This window comes from Dolichospermum sp. LEGE 00240, from assembly GCF_015207875.1.
GTDB lineage: Bacteria > Cyanobacteriota > Cyanobacteriia > Cyanobacteriales > Nostocaceae > Dolichospermum > Dolichospermum gracile.
In genome coordinates, this window is the sequence record NZ_JADEVZ010000066.1 from 1 (window position 1) to 20,944 (window position 20,944).

At 39.5% G+C, this 20,944-nt stretch carries 19 protein-coding genes and 1 pseudogene; 4 read left to right on the forward strand and 16 right to left on the reverse strand.

Going from position 1 to position 20,944, the window contains the following annotated elements; translation table 11 throughout:
- The first annotated feature begins 64 nt into the window (after window positions 1-64).
- A complete protein-coding gene (lepB, locus tag IQ226_RS18825) occupies window positions 65-637 on the forward strand; it encodes a signal peptidase I (protein WP_193897846.1) in 573 nt (190 codons plus the stop codon).
- A 45-nt stretch (window positions 638-682) separates the two neighbouring features.
- On the opposite strand, the gene IQ226_RS18830 is transcribed toward lepB, so the two are convergent.
- Entirely contained in the window at window positions 683-1,216 is a 534-nt protein-coding gene (locus IQ226_RS18830) for a ComEA family DNA-binding protein (protein ID WP_193897848.1), read from the reverse strand.
- A 27-nt stretch (window positions 1,217-1,243) separates the two neighbouring features.
- Window positions 1,244-1,615, reverse strand: coding sequence for an NINE protein (locus IQ226_RS18835; protein ID WP_193897898.1), 372 nt, complete (start codon window positions 1,613-1,615; stop codon window positions 1,244-1,246).
- 370 nt (window positions 1,616-1,985) lie between these two features.
- Between IQ226_RS18835 and IQ226_RS18840 the strand changes: the two genes are divergently transcribed.
- Complete coding sequence (locus tag IQ226_RS18840) at window positions 1,986-2,309, forward strand: DUF1825 family protein (protein ID WP_168506174.1); 324 nt, start codon at window positions 1,986-1,988, stop codon at window positions 2,307-2,309.
- Between the two features lie 82 nt (window positions 2,310-2,391).
- Here the strand turns inward: IQ226_RS18840 and IQ226_RS18845 are convergent, their stop codons facing one another.
- Window positions 2,392-4,314, reverse strand: a complete 1,923-nt coding sequence (locus IQ226_RS18845) for a transglycosylase domain-containing protein (RefSeq protein WP_193897850.1) — start codon at window positions 4,312-4,314, stop codon at window positions 2,392-2,394.
- A gap of 218 nt (window positions 4,315-4,532) precedes the next feature.
- On the opposite strand from IQ226_RS18845, the gene tyrS reads away from it, so the two are divergent.
- Window positions 4,533-5,729 carry a tyrosine--tRNA ligase gene (gene tyrS, locus IQ226_RS18850; RefSeq protein ID WP_193897852.1) on the forward strand — a complete coding sequence of 399 codons (1,197 nt, stop codon included), beginning with the start codon at window positions 4,533-4,535 and terminating at the stop codon, window positions 5,727-5,729.
- Window positions 5,730-6,108: 379 nt separating this feature from the next.
- Here tyrS and IQ226_RS18855 read toward each other — a convergent pair whose 3' ends face one another.
- The 3 genes from IQ226_RS18855 to IQ226_RS18865 all read right to left on the reverse strand — a co-directional run bounded on the left by IQ226_RS18855 (window position 6,109) and on the right by IQ226_RS18865 (window position 11,496).
- Window positions 6,109-7,521, reverse strand: a complete 1,413-nt coding sequence (locus IQ226_RS18855; RefSeq protein WP_193897854.1) for a glycosyltransferase family 2 protein — start codon at window positions 7,519-7,521, stop codon at window positions 6,109-6,111.
- Window positions 7,522-8,200: 679 nt separating this feature from the next.
- Complete coding sequence (locus IQ226_RS18860; protein ID WP_193897856.1) at window positions 8,201-10,954, reverse strand: bifunctional acetate--CoA ligase family protein/GNAT family N-acetyltransferase; 2,754 nt, start codon at window positions 10,952-10,954, stop codon at window positions 8,201-8,203.
- 98 nt (window positions 10,955-11,052) lie between these two features.
- A complete protein-coding gene (locus tag IQ226_RS18865; RefSeq protein ID WP_193897858.1) occupies window positions 11,053-11,496 on the reverse strand; it encodes a hydrogenase maturation protease in 444 nt (147 codons plus the stop codon).
- 264 nt (window positions 11,497-11,760) lie between these two features.
- On the opposite strand from IQ226_RS18865, the gene IQ226_RS18870 reads away from it, so the two are divergent.
- Window positions 11,761-12,150 carry a pentapeptide repeat-containing protein gene (locus tag IQ226_RS18870; protein ID WP_193897860.1) on the forward strand — a complete coding sequence of 130 codons (390 nt, stop codon included), beginning with the start codon at window positions 11,761-11,763 and terminating at the stop codon, window positions 12,148-12,150.
- Window positions 12,151-12,282: 132 nt separating this feature from the next.
- Here IQ226_RS18870 and IQ226_RS25265 read toward each other — a convergent pair.
- From IQ226_RS25265 to IQ226_RS18915, 10 genes and pseudogenes are all read right to left on the reverse strand, one after another.
- A pseudogene (locus tag IQ226_RS25265) lies at window positions 12,283-12,396 on the reverse strand (Uma2 family endonuclease); the annotation flags it as partial.
- Window positions 12,397-12,442: 46 nt separating this feature from the next.
- Window positions 12,443-13,891 carry a Ni/Fe hydrogenase subunit alpha gene (locus tag IQ226_RS18875; RefSeq protein WP_193897862.1) on the reverse strand — a complete coding sequence of 483 codons (1,449 nt, stop codon included), beginning with the start codon at window positions 13,889-13,891 and terminating at the stop codon, window positions 12,443-12,445.
- A gap of 152 nt (window positions 13,892-14,043) precedes the next feature.
- A complete protein-coding gene (locus IQ226_RS18880) occupies window positions 14,044-14,658 on the reverse strand; it encodes a CP12 domain-containing protein (protein ID WP_193897870.1) in 615 nt (204 codons plus the stop codon).
- A 66-nt stretch (window positions 14,659-14,724) separates the two neighbouring features.
- Window positions 14,725-15,270: an oxidoreductase gene (locus tag IQ226_RS18885; protein ID WP_193897872.1), complete on the reverse strand. Its 546-nt coding sequence runs from the start codon at window positions 15,268-15,270 to the stop codon at window positions 14,725-14,727.
- A 12-nt stretch (window positions 15,271-15,282) separates the two neighbouring features.
- On the reverse strand, window positions 15,283-15,804 hold the full coding sequence (locus tag IQ226_RS18890) for a DUF3122 domain-containing protein (RefSeq protein ID WP_193897874.1): 522 nt from the start codon (window positions 15,802-15,804) through the stop codon (window positions 15,283-15,285).
- A gap of 42 nt (window positions 15,805-15,846) precedes the next feature.
- Complete coding sequence (hoxU, locus tag IQ226_RS18895) at window positions 15,847-16,563, reverse strand: bidirectional hydrogenase complex protein HoxU (RefSeq protein ID WP_193897876.1); 717 nt, start codon at window positions 16,561-16,563, stop codon at window positions 15,847-15,849.
- A gap of 95 nt (window positions 16,564-16,658) precedes the next feature.
- Entirely contained in the window at window positions 16,659-18,269 is a 1,611-nt protein-coding gene (locus IQ226_RS18900) for a NuoF family protein (RefSeq protein ID WP_193897878.1), read from the reverse strand.
- Window positions 18,256-18,768: a bidirectional hydrogenase complex protein HoxE gene (gene hoxE / locus IQ226_RS18905; protein WP_193897880.1), complete on the reverse strand. Its 513-nt coding sequence runs from the start codon at window positions 18,766-18,768 to the stop codon at window positions 18,256-18,258. The genes IQ226_RS18900 and hoxE overlap by 14 nt, the downstream gene beginning before the upstream one ends.
- A 225-nt stretch (window positions 18,769-18,993) precedes the next feature.
- Entirely contained in the window at window positions 18,994-19,524 is a 531-nt protein-coding gene (locus IQ226_RS18910) for a universal stress protein (protein WP_193897882.1), read from the reverse strand.
- Window positions 19,525-19,806: 282 nt separating this feature from the next.
- Complete coding sequence (locus IQ226_RS18915) at window positions 19,807-20,928, reverse strand: sensor histidine kinase KdpD (protein WP_193897884.1); 1,122 nt, start codon at window positions 20,926-20,928, stop codon at window positions 19,807-19,809.
- Window positions 20,929-20,944 lie beyond the last annotated feature (16 nt).

The window sequence follows — 20,944 nt, forward strand, 5'->3', positions numbered from 1 at the left end:
CCCCTACTTCCCCCACTTCCCCAACTTCCCCTGCCTCTTTTAACTCCTACTTACACTGTTAACTATGACTCCTCACAAAAGTGATATTAAAGATACTTCTTCACCAACAAAAATCTGGAGTAGTTGGCAGGAAAATTTAGTTTTAATAACTATTGCCCTGAGTTTAGCACTTCTAATTCGGACATTTATTGCTGAACCACGCCTGATTCCCTCAGCATCAATGTACCCTACCTTGCACACAGGCGATCGCTTAGTTATAGAAAAAGTATCATACCGCCTTCATCCTCCCAAAACCGGCGATATCGTCGTTTTTAACTCACCACCAGAACTACAAAGACGTGGATATCCTCAAAACCAAGCCTTTATCAAACGGGTAATTGGTGAACCAGGATCAACAATTAGTATTGCTCAAGGCAAAGTTTACCTCAACGGTACAGCCTTAACAGAAGACTACATTGCCGAACCACCAAATAGCCCATTTCCTGAAATTAAAGTCCCAGAAGGAGCATTTTTCGTGATGGGAGACAATCGCAATGATAGCAATGATTCCCGCTATTGGGGTTTTGTCCCCAGTAAAAATGTCATTGGTCGCGCCACATTCCGCTTCTGGCCTATTGATCGCATCGGCTTAATCTAGACAACTGACAACTGATAACTGACAAAGGGCGCAGACCCTGCGCCCCTAGGAAAAGCGTAAATAATACATCAACTGAGCGATCGCATCCCCAGATAATTCCAAACGTTGTTGAAAATCTGCTAAACTTCGGTAAGAACCAGCCGCCAGACGGTTTTCCACAACTGTCTGTGCTAAGGATAAATCTATAAACGGGATTTTGGCAAGACTTTCCACCGAAGCCGTATTAGGATTAATCGGCTGAGGTTTATCCAGGGAATTCTGATCATAATAATGAAAATTTAGTACAGGCTTGAGGGGTTCTAATCGTTGTACTGGCAAACCCAAAGCCGCAGCCACATCTTCAATACAGCAGAATACCACACCAGCACGAGAAAGTTCCACAAGCGATCGCCCTTGGTGAATTGACAACCCAGGTAACCGCAGCCAATCATCCACAGTCGCCTGATTAGCATCAATACCCAAACCCAACTCAGCCGCCATTTGCACCTCTTCCCAAGACTGCAAACGATAATAGGGATCATTCACCAACTTAGCGCGAAGCCCTTGTAATTTCAGATTTAAAGGTAGCCACTTATTCATTCTCAACCCGATCCTTTGACCAATCACCTAAATCTGATCCAACATCTGACGACGTTTTTGCTCAAACTCATACTCAGAAATTAACCCATCTTGACGGAGTGCTTCTAACTCACGCAAAGCATTAGCAACCGATTCCACTTGATTACCAACCGGTGATGATACCCTCGTTACCGACTCACCCAAATTAAAATATCGATCAAAAGTTTCTTCCTCTTGAGTTAAATACCAAACCCCCTCAATAGCACAAGCTACCTTGGGAATAGGTGTCCAAGACAACAAAACATATAGAATTCCCCAAAGTGGCTGCCCCAAGTAAAATTTATGTAAACCCGAAATCGTTAATGTACCGGAAAATGCTAGAATAGCAGCAATAGTACGGTTTTTTCGTTTAGTGAATATCATTTTATCTATAGCCATTCTACTCAATTCGTCAACTAATGGGTCAAGTTACGTAGATTAGTAGATTCGGTTGAGGTACGTATCCCTAACGGGAGGCCTTAGCCATAACCCAACAAATACGTCGGGTTGCACCGCCGCTTAATCCAACCTACAAAAAATGGACAAAGTATTGTATTAAGTAAGTTCTCATCACAGAAACTTTATTAAAATTCCACCGAACTCTATCCTTGAAGTCAAGTAGTGAAATTCCGGTAAAAACTCCTACTTTAACCGAAGTAGTTTCCCCAGATGAATCTTCTACAATAAAATAAGACATAGAGGCAAAATTCGGAGCTACTCAACTAATAGCATTCAGTTAAAGAAAAGCAAAATGGGATTCTTCGACTCTGAAATAGTGCAGCAGGAAGCCAAGCAATTGTTTGAAGACTATCAAGCACTGATTCAACTTGGCAACAACTACGGCAAATTCGACCGCGAGGGCAAGAAACTGTTTATTGAGCAAATGGAATCCATGATGGATAGATATCGCGTCTTCATGAAGCGTTTCGAGCTATCAGAGGATTTCATGGCGCAAATGACCATACAGCAACTAAAAACTCAACTAGGTCAGTTTGGTGTAACTCCACAACAAATGTTTGAGCAAATGAACGTGACCTTAGAAAGGATGAAAGCGGAATTGGAAAAAACAAAATGACAGGGAACAGGGAACAGGGAAGACAGTGGGAAGATTTTTTCTCCCACTGACAACTGACAGCTAACAACTAACAACTGACCAATTAATTTGACTTAGGACGTGGAAACTGAGAAGTAGACTTAAACTTTTCTACAGGTACACCCTTGAGCGCTTTTGTCATAAAGTCCCGCCATATAGGGGCTACCATGACCCCACCAGTTGCTCCACGTGCCAGTTGTTTGCTATCGTCTCTCCCTACCCACACAGCAGTAGTTAACTGCGGTACAGTACCGATAAACCAAATATCCTTTTCTGAGGATGTAGTTCCTGTCTTACCAGCAGCAGGGCGACCTATTGCAGCATTTTTACCTGTACCTTCAGTCATTACTGAAGTCATAATATCAATAGTAGCTGCTGAAGCCCAAGGATCTAAAACTTGTTTTGGTTTGGGTGTATTATCGAGAATCACATTACCAGCACTATCGGTAATGCGAACAATTACTGTGGGTGGTGACTGCCAACCATAATTAGCCAATGTAGCATAAGCGCTAGTCATTTCTAAGGGAGTAACACCAATAGCTCCCAAAGGTAGAGAAGTAACTGGTTCCATTGGACTCATAATGCCCAAAGTCCGGCAGGTTTCAATGACTTTATTCATCCCCACCGTTTTACCAAGTTTAATCACCGGAATGTTGCGAGACTGGGCAAGGGCTGTGCGAATTGACATCGCTCCAGCGAAACTACCATCGTAGTTTTTTGGGTAGTACCGACCATTACCATCTTGATAACTAACTGGAGCATCTATGACTGTGGTATCAGGTGTATATTTACCAGTAGCAAAGGCGGCATAATAAACAAAAGGCTTGAATGAAGAACCTGGTTGGCGTTGGGCTTGGGTAGCTCGGTTAAATTCACTGAGTTTATAATCTACACCACCGACAAGGGCTTTCACAAAGTGAGTGCGAGGGTCAATTGACACTAGCGCCATTTGATTCTTAGATAACCCTTGGGACAGGAGCCTTTCGTGCCATTCTTTGACGGTTTCCTCAGCCATCGCTTGGAATTTAGCATCAACAGTGGTTTGGACGCGCATTCCGCCTTTAAGCAAAGAATCACGACCAAATTTTTTCGCCAACTCTTGAGCTACAGTATTGGTGATGTAGGGCGAGGCACTACCTTGGAAAGACCTGATTTTACCCAGTTTAATTGGTTGTTTTAGGGCATCATCATATTCTTTTTTGGTGATCCAATTTAACTCTACCATCCGCCCCAGAACTTCTTTTTGTTTCTGTTTGGCAAGTTTCATACTCGCAAAAGGGCTAAACTCTTCTGGTGCTTGAATTAAACCAGCCATCATAGCTGATTCACCCAAAGTTAAATATTCTGCTGATTTATTAAAATAACTGCGGGCTGCTGTTTGCACACCGTAATTGTTATGACCCCAATAAACTTGATTGAGGTACATTTCTAGAATTTCGTCTTTACTGAGGATTTGCTCTAAACGAATTGCTAGGACAGCCTCTGCCAACTTCCGCGTAAAAGCCCGTTTTTGAGATAAAAATAGGTTTTTAACTAATTGCATGGTGATGGTAGAACCACCTTCTTTCACGCCACCTGCGACCATGTTAACGATGACAGCACGACCAACACCAGTGGGGTTAATCCCATGATGATCATAAAAGTGACCATCTTCACTAGCCAAAACTGCGCGTTTTAAATTGGGGGAAACTTTATCTAGTGGTACTACTTCTCGGTTAGCTTCTCCGTGAATACTGGTTAAAAGTTTGCCTTTTATATCGTATATGTAAGTTGTTTCCGAGGGGAAAAAGTTTTTTATTTGTCTAACATCTGGTAAATTACGGAAACTAATAGCTAAACCTACTAGTGTTCCCGCAACAATAGAGCTTGTTAGGAGTGTTATGGATAGCAAAGTACCCCCAGTTATCTGACCTACTCCCTTAAAGAACTCAAATCCAGATGAAGCCTGCTCTTGTGGTTGTTTGTTTGCAAAAGTCCTAGACGACACAGCGATCTCACTTCCTCACTTGTAAATTCAAATGTAATTCATTAAATGGAAAAAGGCAGTTAATTTTTTGTAATTATAGTAATCTGGCAGGAGAAAGGACAGATAATTGGTTTGTGAACATAACAAACTTAACTTTTAGCTTAACCGACAGAAGCCCCACGCCTAGACCGAATGGCAGCGTGGGATAAGTAAGTATAGTTAATAGCGAATTTCTTAGTATGACGCAAAATTTCTCTTGGTTACATCGTGGTGTGGCAGAAATTTTTCCGCAACCCCATGTTAGTGATAATGATACGGAAAGTTTGGAAAAGCGATTACTCAATTCTGACCGTCCTTTAAGAATTAAACTGGGTATTGACCCTACGGGAGCAGATATTCATTTTGGTCACAGCATACCTGTAAGAAAGTTGCGGGCGTTTCAAGATGCTGGTCACACAGCAGTTCTGATTATTGGTGACTTTACGGCACGGATTGGTGATCCTACTGGTAAATCTGAGGTGCGTCCTCAGCTTACGGAAGCTAATGTAGCACAAAATGCCCAAACTTATCTTGACCAAGTACGCCCTATTTTAGATTTTGATACCCCCGGTCGGTTAGAAGTACGTCATAACTCAGAATGGCTTTCTCGTCTAGATTTGGAAAAAACTTTGGAGATACTTTCGACGATGACTGTGGGACAAATGTTAGCCAAGGAAGGTTTTGCGGAACGTTATAAACAAGAGAGTCCCATTTTTCTCCATGAGTTCCTGTATCCACTGATGCAAGGTTATGATTCTGTGGCTGTGGAGGCTGATGTGGAGTTGGGAGGGACTGATCAAAAATTTAACATTGCTGTGGGGCGAGATCTACAGCGTCATTTCGGTCTGAAGCCTCAGTTCGGATTGTTATTGCCGATTCTCATTGGTATTGATGGTGTCCAAAAAATGTCTAAGTCTTTAGGTAATTATGTGGGGTTGGGGGAACATCCTTCCCAAAAGTATCAAAAATTTCAAGGTGTGCCGGATAATTTGTTGTCACAGTATTTTGAATTGCTGACGGATTTGCCTTTGGACAGTCTGCCAGAAAACCCGCGCCACGCCCAAGAATTTTTAGCCTGGGAAATTGTCTGTCAGTATCACGGCGAACAAGCGGCTAATGAGGCGAAGGAGGCGGCGAAAAGTGGTGGCAAGGAGGGAGCATTACCAGAATTCTCTCTGGCTGCTGTTCCTCAATTTCCCGTGAAATTAGCCTATATTCTCGGTGCTACTGGTTTATGTAAAAGTACAGCCGAAGGTAAACGCAAAATTCAAGAGGGTGGAGTGAGGATAAATGGTGATAAGATTGCTGATGCGGATTTAATTTATTCTACACCTGATGATTTATATGATAAGGTGTTACAGGTGGGTAAGAAGAATTTTGTGCGGTTGGTAAAGTAGCTGTCAGCTATCAGTTATCCGCATTCCAGAGTCAGGGAATCAATTCCCTGTCTAAAATAAGATAGTCAGTAAATGTACCCAAATTTCCACCACTTACAGTCAACAACAAATTAGTCTCGTAAGTCAATTGCTTGATCAATGAATTTGATCTTATTTAGAATTTTTATTCTCATAAATTAGCATATTAGGTACAGAGGAACCATTAATATCTTGAGTAAAGAATATTTGATCAGTTGGTACATACTAATCCACTACTAATTTAACCGCAAGTAGTATACAAGATGTGGGGATGAAGAAGATAAATATTAAGATTATTCACAAAAAAATGAAGGATAAAAAATTCATCCTTCACCCTGCAAAATTTATGGTTTTTATTTCCTTATTTCTCAACACCTGTATGAACAGTTTTCACCCATTTCAGGCGTTTTGGTCGGAAGGACATTCGCGCCGTTGTGCTACTCATAACTACTAACCAATGCAACATATATAAACTGCCGCGGAGGGTTTGTAAAAGTACCATTAAATAGGTAGATGGTTTAAATTGTTGATCGGAACGGACATGCTTTAAACCGGCAAACATTCCTATTACTGACATTCCCAAAGATAAGCCAGTTACAGGACCTAATATGGGGGGACGATAACGAGCGATCGCCATGAAAATATCTGGTATTGCTGCTGTCGGTAAGATATACATTGTCACCATAAAGATCAACAAATCCCAGGTTTTTCTTGTCCCCATGCGGTTTTTGAGGATCAGATCCCAGTAGTCTAAGTAACGTTGATAACCACCTTCTGCCCAGCGGTTACGTTGATGCCAAAGGGCTGTAGCATTGGTGACACCTTCTTCTTGCACTGGCGGATAAAAAACACATTCAATATCCCATTTATCCAGATGTAACCGGATAGTTAAATCCAGATCATCAGTGATAGTTTCCTCATTCCAACCACCGCAACTAGCCAAAGCTTGACGACGGACAAATTGACCATTACCTCGGAGTTCACCGATACCACCAATAGCAGTGCGCTGTTGTTGAAACCAAATATCCAACAACATTTCCGCCATTTGTCCCTTAGTCCAAAAATTTTCCTTAGCATTGGCGATCGCTTTTCGCATTTGTACCGCCCCTACCCGTTCTTTTTGAAACAACGGAACTATTTGTAATAGCAAATCCGGTGTCACTTGAGCATCCGCATCAAATACAGCAATAATCTCTCCCTTTGTCAGTGGTAATACTTGATTTAATGCCCCTGATTTGCCTCCACTAGCCTGAGGATCACGCCTAAATACATTAAGTTGTTGATATTCCTGCTTGAGTTGGGCTAATAATTGAGGCGTACTGTCCGTACTATTATCATCAATAATCCAGACTTCATATTGACCATTACCGTATTCCAAATTACACAAATTTTTGACTAATCTGGCAATTACCGCTTCCTCATTTTTAGCAGCCACCAACACAGAAACAAAAGGCAAATCTCCCTCTATTGCCTGAGAATGGTGGCGGGATTTGGCAAAAATAATCCCCAAAGCATGAATCCCTAGCATTGTTGTTAGTCCCAGGACAAATATCGAACCCCAGGAAACTAAATGCAGGGTAATAGTGCCACTCCAGACTATAGTTAAAACTAGAGCAGCTTTGCCTCTACGGCCTTTAAATCGGCTTGGTGGTAGAGACGCGGAATCTGTCCTTACTTCTGATTCCTCATCTACTGATAGGTCAGTAAAGATAGAGTCAAGGGGATCAGAGTTTCCGTTATCAGCATCATTTTCAGGACAGGAATTCGCCGGCATAGGTTACATAATTCAAAAACATCTATGCTATGTAGCTTTTATTTACAGACTAATACTGTAACAGATTAACGGCTACCTATTTAGGGTTTGCTGAAAAAGTTATCTGTGATAGCGTAGCGTGACGTAAGTCATGGGCTAGGAGTCAGGAGGAAGAACTAGAAGGAGATAAGAATAGTCTCAAATTCCAGAAAGTGATAGGTTTTTAATGGTTTCAATCCTTATTCCTTGCACCTAATTCACTTTTTTAACCAGGAAACTCTTAATATATTAGGACTTACGCACTATACAAATTAACCATGATGTGAATGAACGAAAATCCGTCGTTTCAGGCTTTAGGCGATTAACTTCTGTTCAATAGCGAACTGCTTGCAGCAGCGCTTCGCTATCGCTCAAAAATAATCAAAAAATCACGTTAAAATGCCCAAAACCCATACCTCATATTTGGTTGATCCTGTCAATGCGTAAGTCCTATATATCTAGGTTTTCGGTTTATTCAGCAAGCCATATTTAGAAATTGCGGAAAAGTTTTTTGCTCAGGAATAGGAATCATGCCAATTTTATATGAGACTGCACAAAATCATCCAATCTATCAATTCATCCGCGTTTATCTGCGTTTATCTGCGTTTATCTGCGGTCAAATATTCTAAAAATCTGATTTTATACAACTTCAAAACCCCATTTAAAATCTAATTTCTGCCCTCAATATAGTTGTATCACTTGTAGTGCCAATTTGGAAACCGAGGTTTTCACATACTCGCTGCATCCCTGAATTGTCAGCTAAAATATCAGCATAGATACAACAGATTTTTTCATTTTTTCCAACCTCTAATAATCTCCTCAGTAGTTCTGTCCCTAAACCTTGATATTGGAATTTATCACTTACTAGCATCGCAAATTCCGCCGCATTATTTTCATGTAATTTACTTAATCTTCCCACCGCCAATATTTCCGATTTTTCCGTGTCAGGATTTTGGTATTCTGCCACTAAAGCCATTTCTCGATCATAATCAATAAAGCATATTCGCGTTAGTCGTTCATGGGTAATGCGTTGACTTAATTTAATTAGGTGAAAATAACGGAAATAAACACTTTCTTCTGATAGAGTTTTGTGAAATTCTACCATTAATGGTTCGTCTTCTGGACGAATAGGACGAATCGTCACTGGTGTACCATTTGCCAATTTCCAACTACTAACATATTGACTAGGATAGGGACGAATTGCCAATTTTGGTAATTGACTTTCTTGAATATCAGCAGAATGCAAAACTATCCTGGCATCTAAAGCAATTAATCCTCCGGGATGTATAGGAGTAGGGGGAATAGCTAACAACGGATTAATATCAATTTCTTTAATCTCAGGTTGTTCCACAACTAATTGACTAAATTCTACCATTAATTGTTCAAGAGCAGCAATATCAATACTTTTCCGGCCTCTGACTCCTTGCAAAGCTTTGTAAATTCTGGTTTGTTCCATCATCCGTCGGGCTAGGGTAGTATTGAGAGGCGGAAGAGCAATAGAACTATCTTGAAAAACTTCTACCAATTGTCCTCCCGCACCAAATAATAATACTGGTCCGAATTGGGGATCTAAACTACTACCAATAATCAATTCATAACCATCAGTTTTAATCATTTTCTGTACCATAACACCAAGAAAGTCTTCAGCTTTGGCTTTCTCTTTCACCGATGTTTCAATATTTTGAAAAGCGAGTCTTACCGATGCCGCAGTTTGCAAATTTAATTGCACACCACCCACATCAGTTTTATGGGTAATTGTCTGAGAATAAAGTTTCAAAACCACCGGATAACCTAGATTTTCTGCACATTCAACCGCTTTATCCACAGTTTCCGCAATGCAACCAGTTACCACAGGGAGACCGTAAGCAGCTAAAATTTCCTTAGATTCAAATTCCGTGAGAATTGTTCTTCCTGCTGTTTTTGCAGCTTGAATAATATTTTCCACCTTAGCGCAGTTGCGAGTATTTACATCACACATTAATGTTGGTAAAACCGGAGTTTCATAAATACCGCGCAGGTTATAACTCGACTTCCACATATAACTAAATACTCGCGCGGCTGTATCAGGATAAGCATAAGTGGGAATACCTTGATTGTTAAGAATTTGTTCTCCCTCAGCTATATCAGCACCACCCATCCAACTAGCTAAAATCGGTTTATTTGACATTTGTGAGTAAGGTTTTAATTCTTCAGCAATTTTGCTAGGATCTGTCATTGATTGGGGTGTTAAAATTACTAATAAACCATCACTATTGGGATCTTGTGCTGCAATTTCTAAAGCTTTTGTATAACGTTGGGGGTCAGCATCCCCTAAAATATCAATCGGATTATTATGACTCCATTGCGGTGGTAAAATTTCATTCAAAGAAGTCATTATTTCTGGAGAAATTGTTGCTAACTCTCCCCCACTTTCAATTAATGTATCCGTTGCTAAAACTCCCGGACCGCCAGCATTAGTTAAAATTGTTAACCGGGGACCTTGGGGACGGGGTTGTTTTGCTAATACTTCTGACATATCAAATAAATCAGAAATACTATTAACTCGTAACACCCCACAACGGCGAAAAGCTGCATCTAAAACAGCATCACTTCCTGCTAATGATCCTGTGTGAGAAGCGGCTGCTTTAGCTGCGGCTGGTGTCCGACCAGCTTTAATCACAATTATCGGTTTTGTTAAAGCCACTTCTCGCGCTGCTGATAGGAAGGAACGCGCATTCCCAATGGATTCCATATAAATTACAATACTTTTAGTCTGGGGGTCATCACCAAGATAATAAATTAAATCACCCCAACTTATATCTAACATTGACCCAATAGAAATAAAGGCACTAAAACCTACATTTTCTTGAAAACTCCAGTCCAGAATGGCTGTACATAAAGCACCACTTTGGCTAATAAACCCAACATTTCCTGGACGCGCAATTTTACTGGCAAAGGTAGCATTTAAACCGGAAATTGGATTCATGACTCCTAAACAATTAGGACCGATAATTCTGATTTTTCCTCTTTGTGCTTGTTGGATAATTTCCCGTTCTAAAGCAATACCTTTTTCTCCAGCTTCTTTAAAACCGGCAGAAATAATGATTGCTCCTTTGATTCCAGCATCAACGCAATCAGATATAATTTGAGGTACGGTTTGTGCTGGTGTAACGATAATGGCTAAATCTATTTTTTCGGGAACATCAAAAATAGTCGGATAAGCTTTAATTCCTAATACGCTATGACGGTGAGGATTAATCGGAAAAACTGTCCCTCCAAAGGGATTAGTGATTAAGTTCCAAAGTAAAGTTCGTCCTACACTTCCGGGTTTTTCAGTAGCACCAATTACGGCTACAGTTTTGGGAATAAATATTCCATCTAGGGGATTGACGATATTATCAACTTGATTGCTAATTCTTTGGTTAGATGTTTCCATACATACTCCTATGAATTTGTAATTATTTTGGATTTTGCTGCATGAAGGTATGAATTTGTTTCACGCAGAGTCGCAGAGAAGAAGAGAAATGGAATTTTTTATCCTTTATTAATAATGTTAATGATTTTTGTTAAAGCTATACTAATTCCCTGTTCTGCTATTGGTGAAAGACTGTCTCCTAATTCAAAGTTAACCCCTGGTACTGTGATTAACCAAGCTGGTGGACTATAACCATAGAGAGATTTTGTTAAGGCTAAAAGATATGTAGGCTTAATGCTATGTCCTATGATCATCCTAGATTCAGTAGGTAGTATAGATTCTATTTGCACATTTTGCAATTCTGAATTTAAACTAGCATCTACAAAAATTGCTAAATTGACATTTGCCAAATTTGCTGCTAATTCTGGAGTAAGTTGGTGAACTGCTAAAGATTGGACATGAGATAGATGCCAAAGATTAACTATATTTGCTACCCTACAACCAATACCATCATCGCTACACAATTCATTTCCATAACCAATCACTATTGTAGTTTTCATCATTGTTATTCCTCTTTTTAATTCATCCAGCTTTATCTGCGTTTATCTGCGGTCAAATATTCTTAAAATCCTATTCTATGCAGATTCATCTTAATTTTGAATATGAGACTAAGAGCAAAATCTCAGTAACTTATGAAAAAATACAAAAATTCTCAAAACAAATTTATATGAACAGGACATTTATTTTCTTACTTATTCGTTATACTATGAATTTGGATGGTTTTCATAAAACCATTAAACTTTTTAGATAAATTGTGAGGCTGTTTTATGCCTGAAGTTAATTTTCAACAGCCAATTAATAGTGCTGCTAGGATTGTAGAAGAATATGCAATGGGAAAAAGAAACTTTGAAAAAGCAGAATTGGGTGATGCTAATTTACAAAGTTTGGATTTAAAAGGCTCTAATCTCAGCTATGCTGATTTGAGTAAAGCCAATCTTAGCGATACAAATTTGCGAGGATGTGATTTGAGTTTTGCTGATTTAAGTGAAGCTAATTTACAAAATGCAGATTTGCGCGGCGCAATGTTATTTTCCGCGAATTTGCGTCAAGCAAATTTACAAGGGACGCATTTAGAAAAAGCAGATTATAATCGTAGCACCCATTTTCCCCCAGATTTTGACCCTATTGCAGCAGGTGTAAATATGAGTGAACTATAGATACTGGTGCGGCTATATCAGCCGCTAATTTTTATGCTAGTATTATTGCAACTTGTCAGTAATAGCCTATCCTATCACTTGACAATTAAAATAGCATATTTTATCAATTTTTGCAAATTTTAATTTTATAACTTAATTTTTTCCTGGAAATACTTTAGTTAAATCTAAGATTAATTCCGGGAAAGATGGCAATTTTACAGACTCATTAGGGAGGATAATTGATTTGTGACGATAGCCAAATTTACCTATCCCCAGATCCCCGACTTCTTGAAGAAGTCGGGGATATAAATACTTAATTACGGCAAATTTGATTAATTACAGTGCCATTTTTATTTACTACTTCTATTAATAAAGGCATTTGTCCCATGGCATGAGTTGAACAACTCAAACAAGGATCAAAAGCCCTAATTCCGGCTTCAACTCGGTTTAACATTCCTTCTTTTATATGGTCTCCTTGGATAAAATGACGGGCAATTTGGGCAACGGTACGATTCATTGCCAAGTTATTTTGACCCGTGGCAATAATCAAATTTACTTTTAACATTAAACCATTTTCATCAACTTGATAATGATGGAATAATGTTCCTCTTGGGGCTTCACTAACTCCAACTGCTTCCAGGCAATTAATACCAGCTTCCGCACGGAGACGAGTTGATAGAATATCTGGGTCATCAAGGATAATCTCTATATGTTCAATTGATGCTAAAATTTCAATCAACCGGGCATAATGATAGAAAAATGATGATTTAACAGTTCCGGTTCCATAACTACGAAATTCTTTTAATTCTGTATCTGCTAAAGGTGTGCCAATCTGATTACAAATATTTAATCTAGCTAATGGTCCAACGCGATACATTCCACTATCTAAACGACAATGATCTGTGGTATCAGGATATCCTAAAGGCAGATAATAAGGTGATTTTAAATAAGAATCTGCTTGGACTGCTTCACCAATAAATTCATGATAGTTAGCAGCATCAAGATTATCAGCAACAATGTTTCCTCCACTATCAACAAATCGGATATGTCCATCATAAGTTTCCCATAAACCTTCAGAACTGACTAAACCCATGAATAAACTCGGAAAATTACCAAAGGTTTTTGCTTCTTTCTCATAAGTTTTTAACAAGCTTTTAAATAAAGCTATGGCATTAATGACAGTGGCTTTGGCTTCAGGAATTTTTTGCTGAATGTCGGTGCGATTTTCTACGGTTAAAGGGTCACGAACTCCTCCAGGAATAGCCCAGGAAGGATGAATTTTTTTCCCTCCTAATAATTCAATAATTTCTTGTCCAAATTGCCGTAAACGGATTCCACCTCTGGCTAATTCCGGTTCAGCGGCAATTAAACCAAAAATATTGCGGTTTTCGGGTTCGCTATCCATGCCTAATAATAGGTCTGGTGCGCTGAGGTGAAAGAAGCTGAGGGCATGAGATTGGATGATTTGACCTAAATTTATCAAACGGCGTAATTGAGATGCTGTTTTGGGGATTGTGACCGCTAATATTTTATCCCCTGTTTTGGCTGATGCTAATAAGTGACTGACTGGACAAATACCGCAAATTCTCGCCGTAATTCCTGGCATTTCTGGAAATGGACGACCGACACAAAATTTTTCAAACCCACGAAATTCTGTAACATGAAATCTAGCATCATTTACTTGACCTTCATCATCTAAATAAATGCTAATTTTCGCGTGTCCTTCAATGCGAGTAACTGGGTCAATAATGATTGTTTTCATAATTAATTGGTGATTGGTAATCATATAAAATTGTAGGTTGGGTTGACGCAAGGAAACCCAACATTTCCGCAACATTATCAAAGATTTTGTTGGGTTATGCCTACGGCTCCCGTAAGGGATACACTTCGTTCTACCCAACCTACGGATATTAATTACAAATCATAAAACCTAGATTCTGTAAATTCTGGATATTCATCACAGTAATCTTCAAAGGCAGTTTTGAGAGGTTTTTCAGCGAGTTGGTGGGCAATTTCCGCTTGAATTTCTTCTACTACATCCCAAGCGGCTGCACATTCTGTGGAATTGATGCCTTTTTCTGCACAAACAATTCGAGCTTTTTTAATTTCATCTTGTAATTCTTGTTCTAATAAAAATGAGCGCGGTTGTTCTAAACAACTACTTCTGGCTAAGATGTCAGTAAGTGAGATTATTCCTAGTAATTTACCACTAATTACAGGCGCACGGCGGAGATGATGATTAGCAAATAATCTGGCTACATATTCTAAACCTAATTCTGGATTAACGACAATACAAGGTTTAGTCATAATTTCATAAACACGGATTTTATTCGGATCTTTGCTATAGGAAATGACTTTATAAACAATGTCGCTTTCTGTGATTATTCCATAAGCATCTTGTTCATGACGACGATCTACAATTAATGCTCTCCAATCTCTAGCTCGCATTAAATCAACTGCTTCTTTGACTGTTGCTGAACTGCGAATCATTGCCACATCTTTGGTCATTACATCTGCTGCTGTCAACATAATTTACCTCAGAAAAATAGGAGTCAGGAGGAAGGAAGAAGATATTTATTTGGTTATAATTACTAATTAACCAAATTTAATCATTTCTCTGCCGACAATTTGCGGGGTTTCTCCTTTTAATAGTGGTTCAAGTGCGGCACGAATCCGAGGTGCTGAAGGGGGACAACCAGGTAAATAAATATCAACTGGTACGACCTTATGCACAGGGACAACTGTATCTAGTAAAGGGGGAACAATTCCTGGTGAATTGGGAATCTGTTGATTAATATCGGCTTCTTGAATATAAGCTAATTGTAGGGCTGGTTCAGCACCACCTGCAAGATTACGTAAAGCGGTAACATTACCAGTAACAGCACAATCTCCAAAGGAAATTATTGTTTTAGTTCGGTTTCTGATTTTGTAAATTAATTCTAAATGTTCTTCATTAGCTATAGCTCCTTCAACTAATACGATATCTACACCTTCGGGATATTCTTTAATATCAGCTAAGGGACTATAAACTATATCTACTTGTGCGGCTAAATCTATTAACCATTCGTCCAAATCGAGGAAGGACATATGACAACCAGAACACCCACCTAACCAGACTGTTGCTAATTTGATTTTAGTCATTTTTTTACCTTTTCAGTTTTCAGTGGAAATTAATGATTGCCATTCTTTAACAACATGAATCGGAACTGCGATATTAATGGAGTTTTTACCGGGAAGGGGTATAGATAAAGTTAGAGATTCTGGAGGTAATTGAGGTAAGATTTCTGTCAAATCATATTGACCAACAGTTGGTGCTGGGGCTGCATCTAAAAATATATCATTAGCATTCCAGAGTTTACCTGTATTGGTAGTAATTCTTAATGGTTGAGGGTGAATTAATTCCGCAGAACCAGGAAAGCCAACTAGGCGAAGATTGATATTAGATGGTTGCTCAGAATACACTTGTTTAAATAATACAACTTGCCAGACTTTTCCTGATTGATCATCTAATTTCACTTGTGAACGGTAAATAATTTCTTCGGGAGGATTTCCTATCTGAGTAACAGCAGCAATTACTTTTGCAGATGATAGATTTGCTAAACCAAGGAATATCAAGGTTGTCAATATCCCTACTAAGAGAATTCGCTTAAATATTTGTTGAATATGCTGTAACATGAGATTTCATTTTAAATTATGCTAATGACCAATGACTAATGACTAAAAATTCCACTGCTTTTTATTTCTTGCAGTTACTAAAAATTCAATTTTGCCCCGATCATGTTTCATTTCACCGACACTTGCACCCTTATCAAATAATGCTCCTGTGGGACAGGCATTCACACATTTACCGCAGGAAGTACAGGTTTGGGAAGTTCCCCAAGGTTGATTTAAATCAGTAATTACATGAGATTTTGAGCCTCTTCCTGCCATATCCCAAGTATGTGCGCCTTCAATTTCATCACAGACACGAATACAGCGAGTGCAAAGCACACAACGATTATGATCTATGCCAAAAAGATGATGGGAAGTGTCAACTGTTCGCTGAGGATTTTGATATTCTAAGCGGAGATGATCCATACCCATTTCTATGGCTAAATCTTGTAATTCACAGTTACCATTAGCAACACAAACTGAGCAAATGTGATTACCTTCGGCAAATAACATTTCGATAATTGTGCGCCGGTATTTTTGTAAGCGATCGCTATTTGTATTCACCTCCATTCCTTCTGTAACTTTCGTCACGCAAGCAGGTTGTAATTTATTACTTCCCGCAATTTCCACTAAACATAAACGACAAGCACCAATATCACCCACACCTTCTAAATGGCATAATGTAGGGATATGAATACTAGCTTCCTGCGCTGCTTCTAGTAAGGTTTCATCCTCACGAGCGCTAATCAATTCCCCATTGATTGTTAAGGTTTTTACAGTCATAGTAATTTGGTAATGGGTAATGGGTAATGGGTAATGGGTAATGGGTAATTGGTAATTCTTAATCCTGAAAATCCTTTAATCCTGGAAATCCTGATTCAGACAGTTTCCCTGACTAATGACAAATATTCATCTCGAAAATATCGCAAAGTGCTAAAAACTGGATTTGGTGCAGACTGTCCTAAACCACATAAGCTGGTGTGTTTTACCATGTCGCAAAGTTCCTCCAACAAATCCAAATCTGCGAGTGAACCTTTTCCTTGACTAATCTTTGTTAATAAACCGTGTAATTGCACAGTTCCCACACGACAAGGAATGCACTTACCGCAAGATTCATCCATACAAAATTCCATGAAAAAGCGGGCGACATCTACCATATTTGTAGTTTGATCCATGACAATCATCCCGCCCGAACCCATCATTGAACCCAAAGCAGTTAAAGATTCATAATCTACAGGTGTAGCAAAAGCCGACGCAGGAATACATCCCCCTGAAGGTCCGCCGGTTTGTACTGCTTTAGCAATACCATTGTCGGGAACACCTCCGCCCATGTCCTCGACAATTTCCTGTAAGGATGTTCCCATTGGGACTTCAATTAAACCCGTGTTGCGGATGTTTCCCGCTAACGCAAATACCTTTGTGCCTTTGCTTTTACCAATGCCAATGTTAGCAAACCAATCTGCACCTTTACGAATAATCGGGGCAATATTGGCAAAGGTTTCCACGTTGTTAATTAACGTTGGATAGCCCCATAAACCCGATTCCGCCGGGTATGGGGGACGGGGATGGGGGACACCACGTTTACCCTCAATGGAAGCCATTAACGCCGTTTCTTCACCGCATACATAAGCACCCGCACCAATGCGGATTTCGACTTTAAAATCAAAGGGAGAATCAAAGATTTGTGAACCTAAAAGCCCTAAGTGTTGGGCTTGATGAATTGCCTTTTCTAGACGTTTAATAGCAATGGGATATTCTGCCCTAACATAAATATAGCCTTGATTTGCACCAATAGAGTAGGCAGCGATCGCCATCCCTTCCAGAACTCGATGGGGGTCACTTTCTAATACACTCCTATCCATGAATGCACCAGGATCACCCTCATCAGCATTACAAATTACAAACTTCTTCTCACCAATGGATTTTGCCACCGTTCCCCATTTTAAACCAGTGGGATAACCAGCACCACCGCGTCCCCTTAAACCACTTTTAGTAATAGTTTCTATTACCTGACTGGGTTTCATTTCCCGCAGCACTTGGTAAAGGGCTTGATAACCATCAGCCGCAATGTAAGCTTGAATGCGTTCGGGGTCAATTTTACCGCTGTTTTCTAGGACAATTGGTAATTGACGGCTAAAAAATGGCTGATTTAAATCACCCTCCTGTAAATTTGTCACTTCTCCCTTGACCCCCGCCATAATTGCCGCTGCATTTTCTGGGGTAACTTTTTGATACAATTTTGATGCGGGGGGATTTTCCCGATTTTCCACCTGTACCAATGGTCCCTGACAACATAGACGCATACAACCCACACTAGCAACTTGCACAGTATCTTCTAACCCCGCAGCTTTCACAGATGCTTCCAGATTGTCCTTCACAGCTTGAGAATCAGAAGAGAGACAACCCGCAGCAGTACAACAGCGAATTTGCAGAGATTTCCGTTGAGAAAGTTCCTTTTGGGCAATTTCCAATAATTCATTTAGTTCCATTTTGCCACCATTCTCCCACTTTTTCGCAAACCGATTCCGGGGTTTGATTACCTAAAATAGTGCCATCAAACACTACCGCAGGGGCAATTCCACAAGCCCCCAAACATCTAGCCGTCATCAAAGAAATTTGACCATTGGCGGTAGTTTCTCCTGCGTGAATTTGCGTAAACTGTTCCACATTTGTTAAGATTGCCGTTGAGCCTTTAACATAACAAGCTGTACCCGTACAAACCACACAGTTATGAACCCCTTTCGGTGCGAGGGAAAACAAATGATAGAAAGTAGCCACCCCATAAACCCGACTAGGTGGTAACTTCAGACTATGGGAAATGTAAAGCAATAAATCCAGTTCTAAATAACCAAATAGCTCAGAAGCCCGATGTAGAATTTCAATAAGTGCATCTTGTTGATATTGATGACGCTTAATAGTTGCGTCTAAAATCTTTAAACGCTTGTCTCCACTGGGATGAGTTGAAGAAGGTGGAACTGATGTTTTCATATTTTTTCACAGACCAACTTTATTTAAGGCTGCACAGAATCATAAAATCGGCGAGGATGATTTTTTTCACGCAGAGGCGCAGAGGCGCAGAGAGTAAGAGTTTGAGAGATGGAATGTTTGAGTCTCATACCTCAATTCTCCAACGCCAATCCATTAATTCATCCGTCTTTATCTGCGTTCATCTGCGTTTAATAATTCTGGAAATCGGATTCTATGCAGCTTTATTTAGTTACTAACCGCAGTAGCTGCTGAAGAAACATTTACCCCTGGGGAATTTATAGGAACATGAACAATCTGCACAGAACAAGGTGCATGATGTAAAACATAATTACTCACACTACCGAGAAAAAATTCTGCTAGTCCAGAACGTCCCCGTCGTCCCATAATAATTAAGTCAGCATTCCAGTCAGTGGCTAATTCACAAATCATTCGTCCTGGACTACCAGTATTTTGTGTAAATTCCGTATTCACACCGGATGTATTAGCTTGGGCACTCCATGACTGTAACATTTGCAAGCCTTCGTTTTTAAATTTTTCCCAATGTTCTTGGTATAATTTAAAACTTTGCTCGTTCCAGCCAGGATAGTAATCAATATTGGGGAAAACCAGCGCCTCTGGACTGCCTTCTTCTTCCTGTGATAAAACGTGCAATAACATTAAATTTGCAGATGTGATCTTGGCTAAAGATAAGGCTTGCTCAAAAACTTTTATACTCATCTCTGAGCGATCCACTGCGACTAAAATTTTGTTAAACATATACACCTCGATGTTAGCTTGCTAACTAATGATAATGAGTATATTCGGCTTTTAGGTTAATGTTGGGTAAAATCATCTTTAATGTCCACCAACAATTGTACAGCGGAAGTCGGGAGTAAAAGCCTTTTATGGCATAGTTTCGTAATTAAATTTTACACTTTGTCTAACTGCAATTCCTGGATTTATAGATCAAGAATTTGGCAATTAAGATTTAACATTTACACTATCCAAAAAAGAAAAAAAATTGCATCTTATCTAAGATAGATTAAGAAATATTAAAATTTATTTCTCTGTGGCGATAATATGTAAATCTATGTGCTGATCTCTAATTAACTCTAGTAAACGTTGTGTGAAAGAGCGTTTAAAAAATCTTTTCCATCGAGGTTGTTGACTTTCGCCGATGACTATTTGGGTGATATGATTAGTAGCGGCAACTTGGGCGATCGCTTGAGCAACATTGTTACTTTTAACATGAAGAAATTCACCACCAAATTCTTGGCATAGTTTCTCACAAGTATGAATATGTAAACTTTCTTGTTTAGTCAAAAACCGTTCAGGATCGGCAATGAATACAGTATATAACTTGGCATTCATATAATTAGCAATTCGCGCCCCCCGCCGTAATAATTGAATCGAATTTGGATAAGTAGATACACATATCAAAACTCGTTCATGAACAGTGCGAATTTGCCCAGGAGAGATGGAAGTATTTGCCTCTTCCTCAACTGTATCTGCAACTTCTCTTAATGCTAATTCTCGCAAAGCAATGAGGTTACGACGCTGAAAAAAGTTTTCTAAAGACTGCTCAATTTTATTAGCAGCATAAATTTTACCCTCCCGTAACCGTTCTTCTAAAGTTTCTGGAGTGACATCAATGACAACCACAGCATCAGCTTCATCCAGCAACCGATCTGGAATGCGTTCTCGGACGACCACACCCGTAATTCCGGCTACTAAATCATTCAAACTTTCTAAATGTTGAATATTCACAGTAGAGTAAACATCTATGCCGGCTGCTAAAATCAATTCTACATCTTGATAGCGTTTTTCTCTAGGTGAACCAGGAATATTTGTATGTGCTAATTCATCAACTAATACCAATTGAGGAGAGCGGTTTAAAATTGCCTCTGTGTCCATTTCTGGGAGGTTGATATTTTTATGAATATTGGCTTTTTTAGGAACTACTTCTAATCCCATAGCTTTGACAGCAGTATCTTTACGTCCATGAGTTTCGATAATGCCAATAACCACATCAATACCTTCTTGTTGCAATTGATGTGCTTCCTCTAGCATTCTGTAAGTTTTGCCCACACCAGGAGCCATACCAATGAATATTTTATGCTTTCCACGTCGAGCAGGACGAATATAAGAACTGTCAGGGGAGGGCGTAGGGGGATAAGACATAATATAGGGCTAGGAG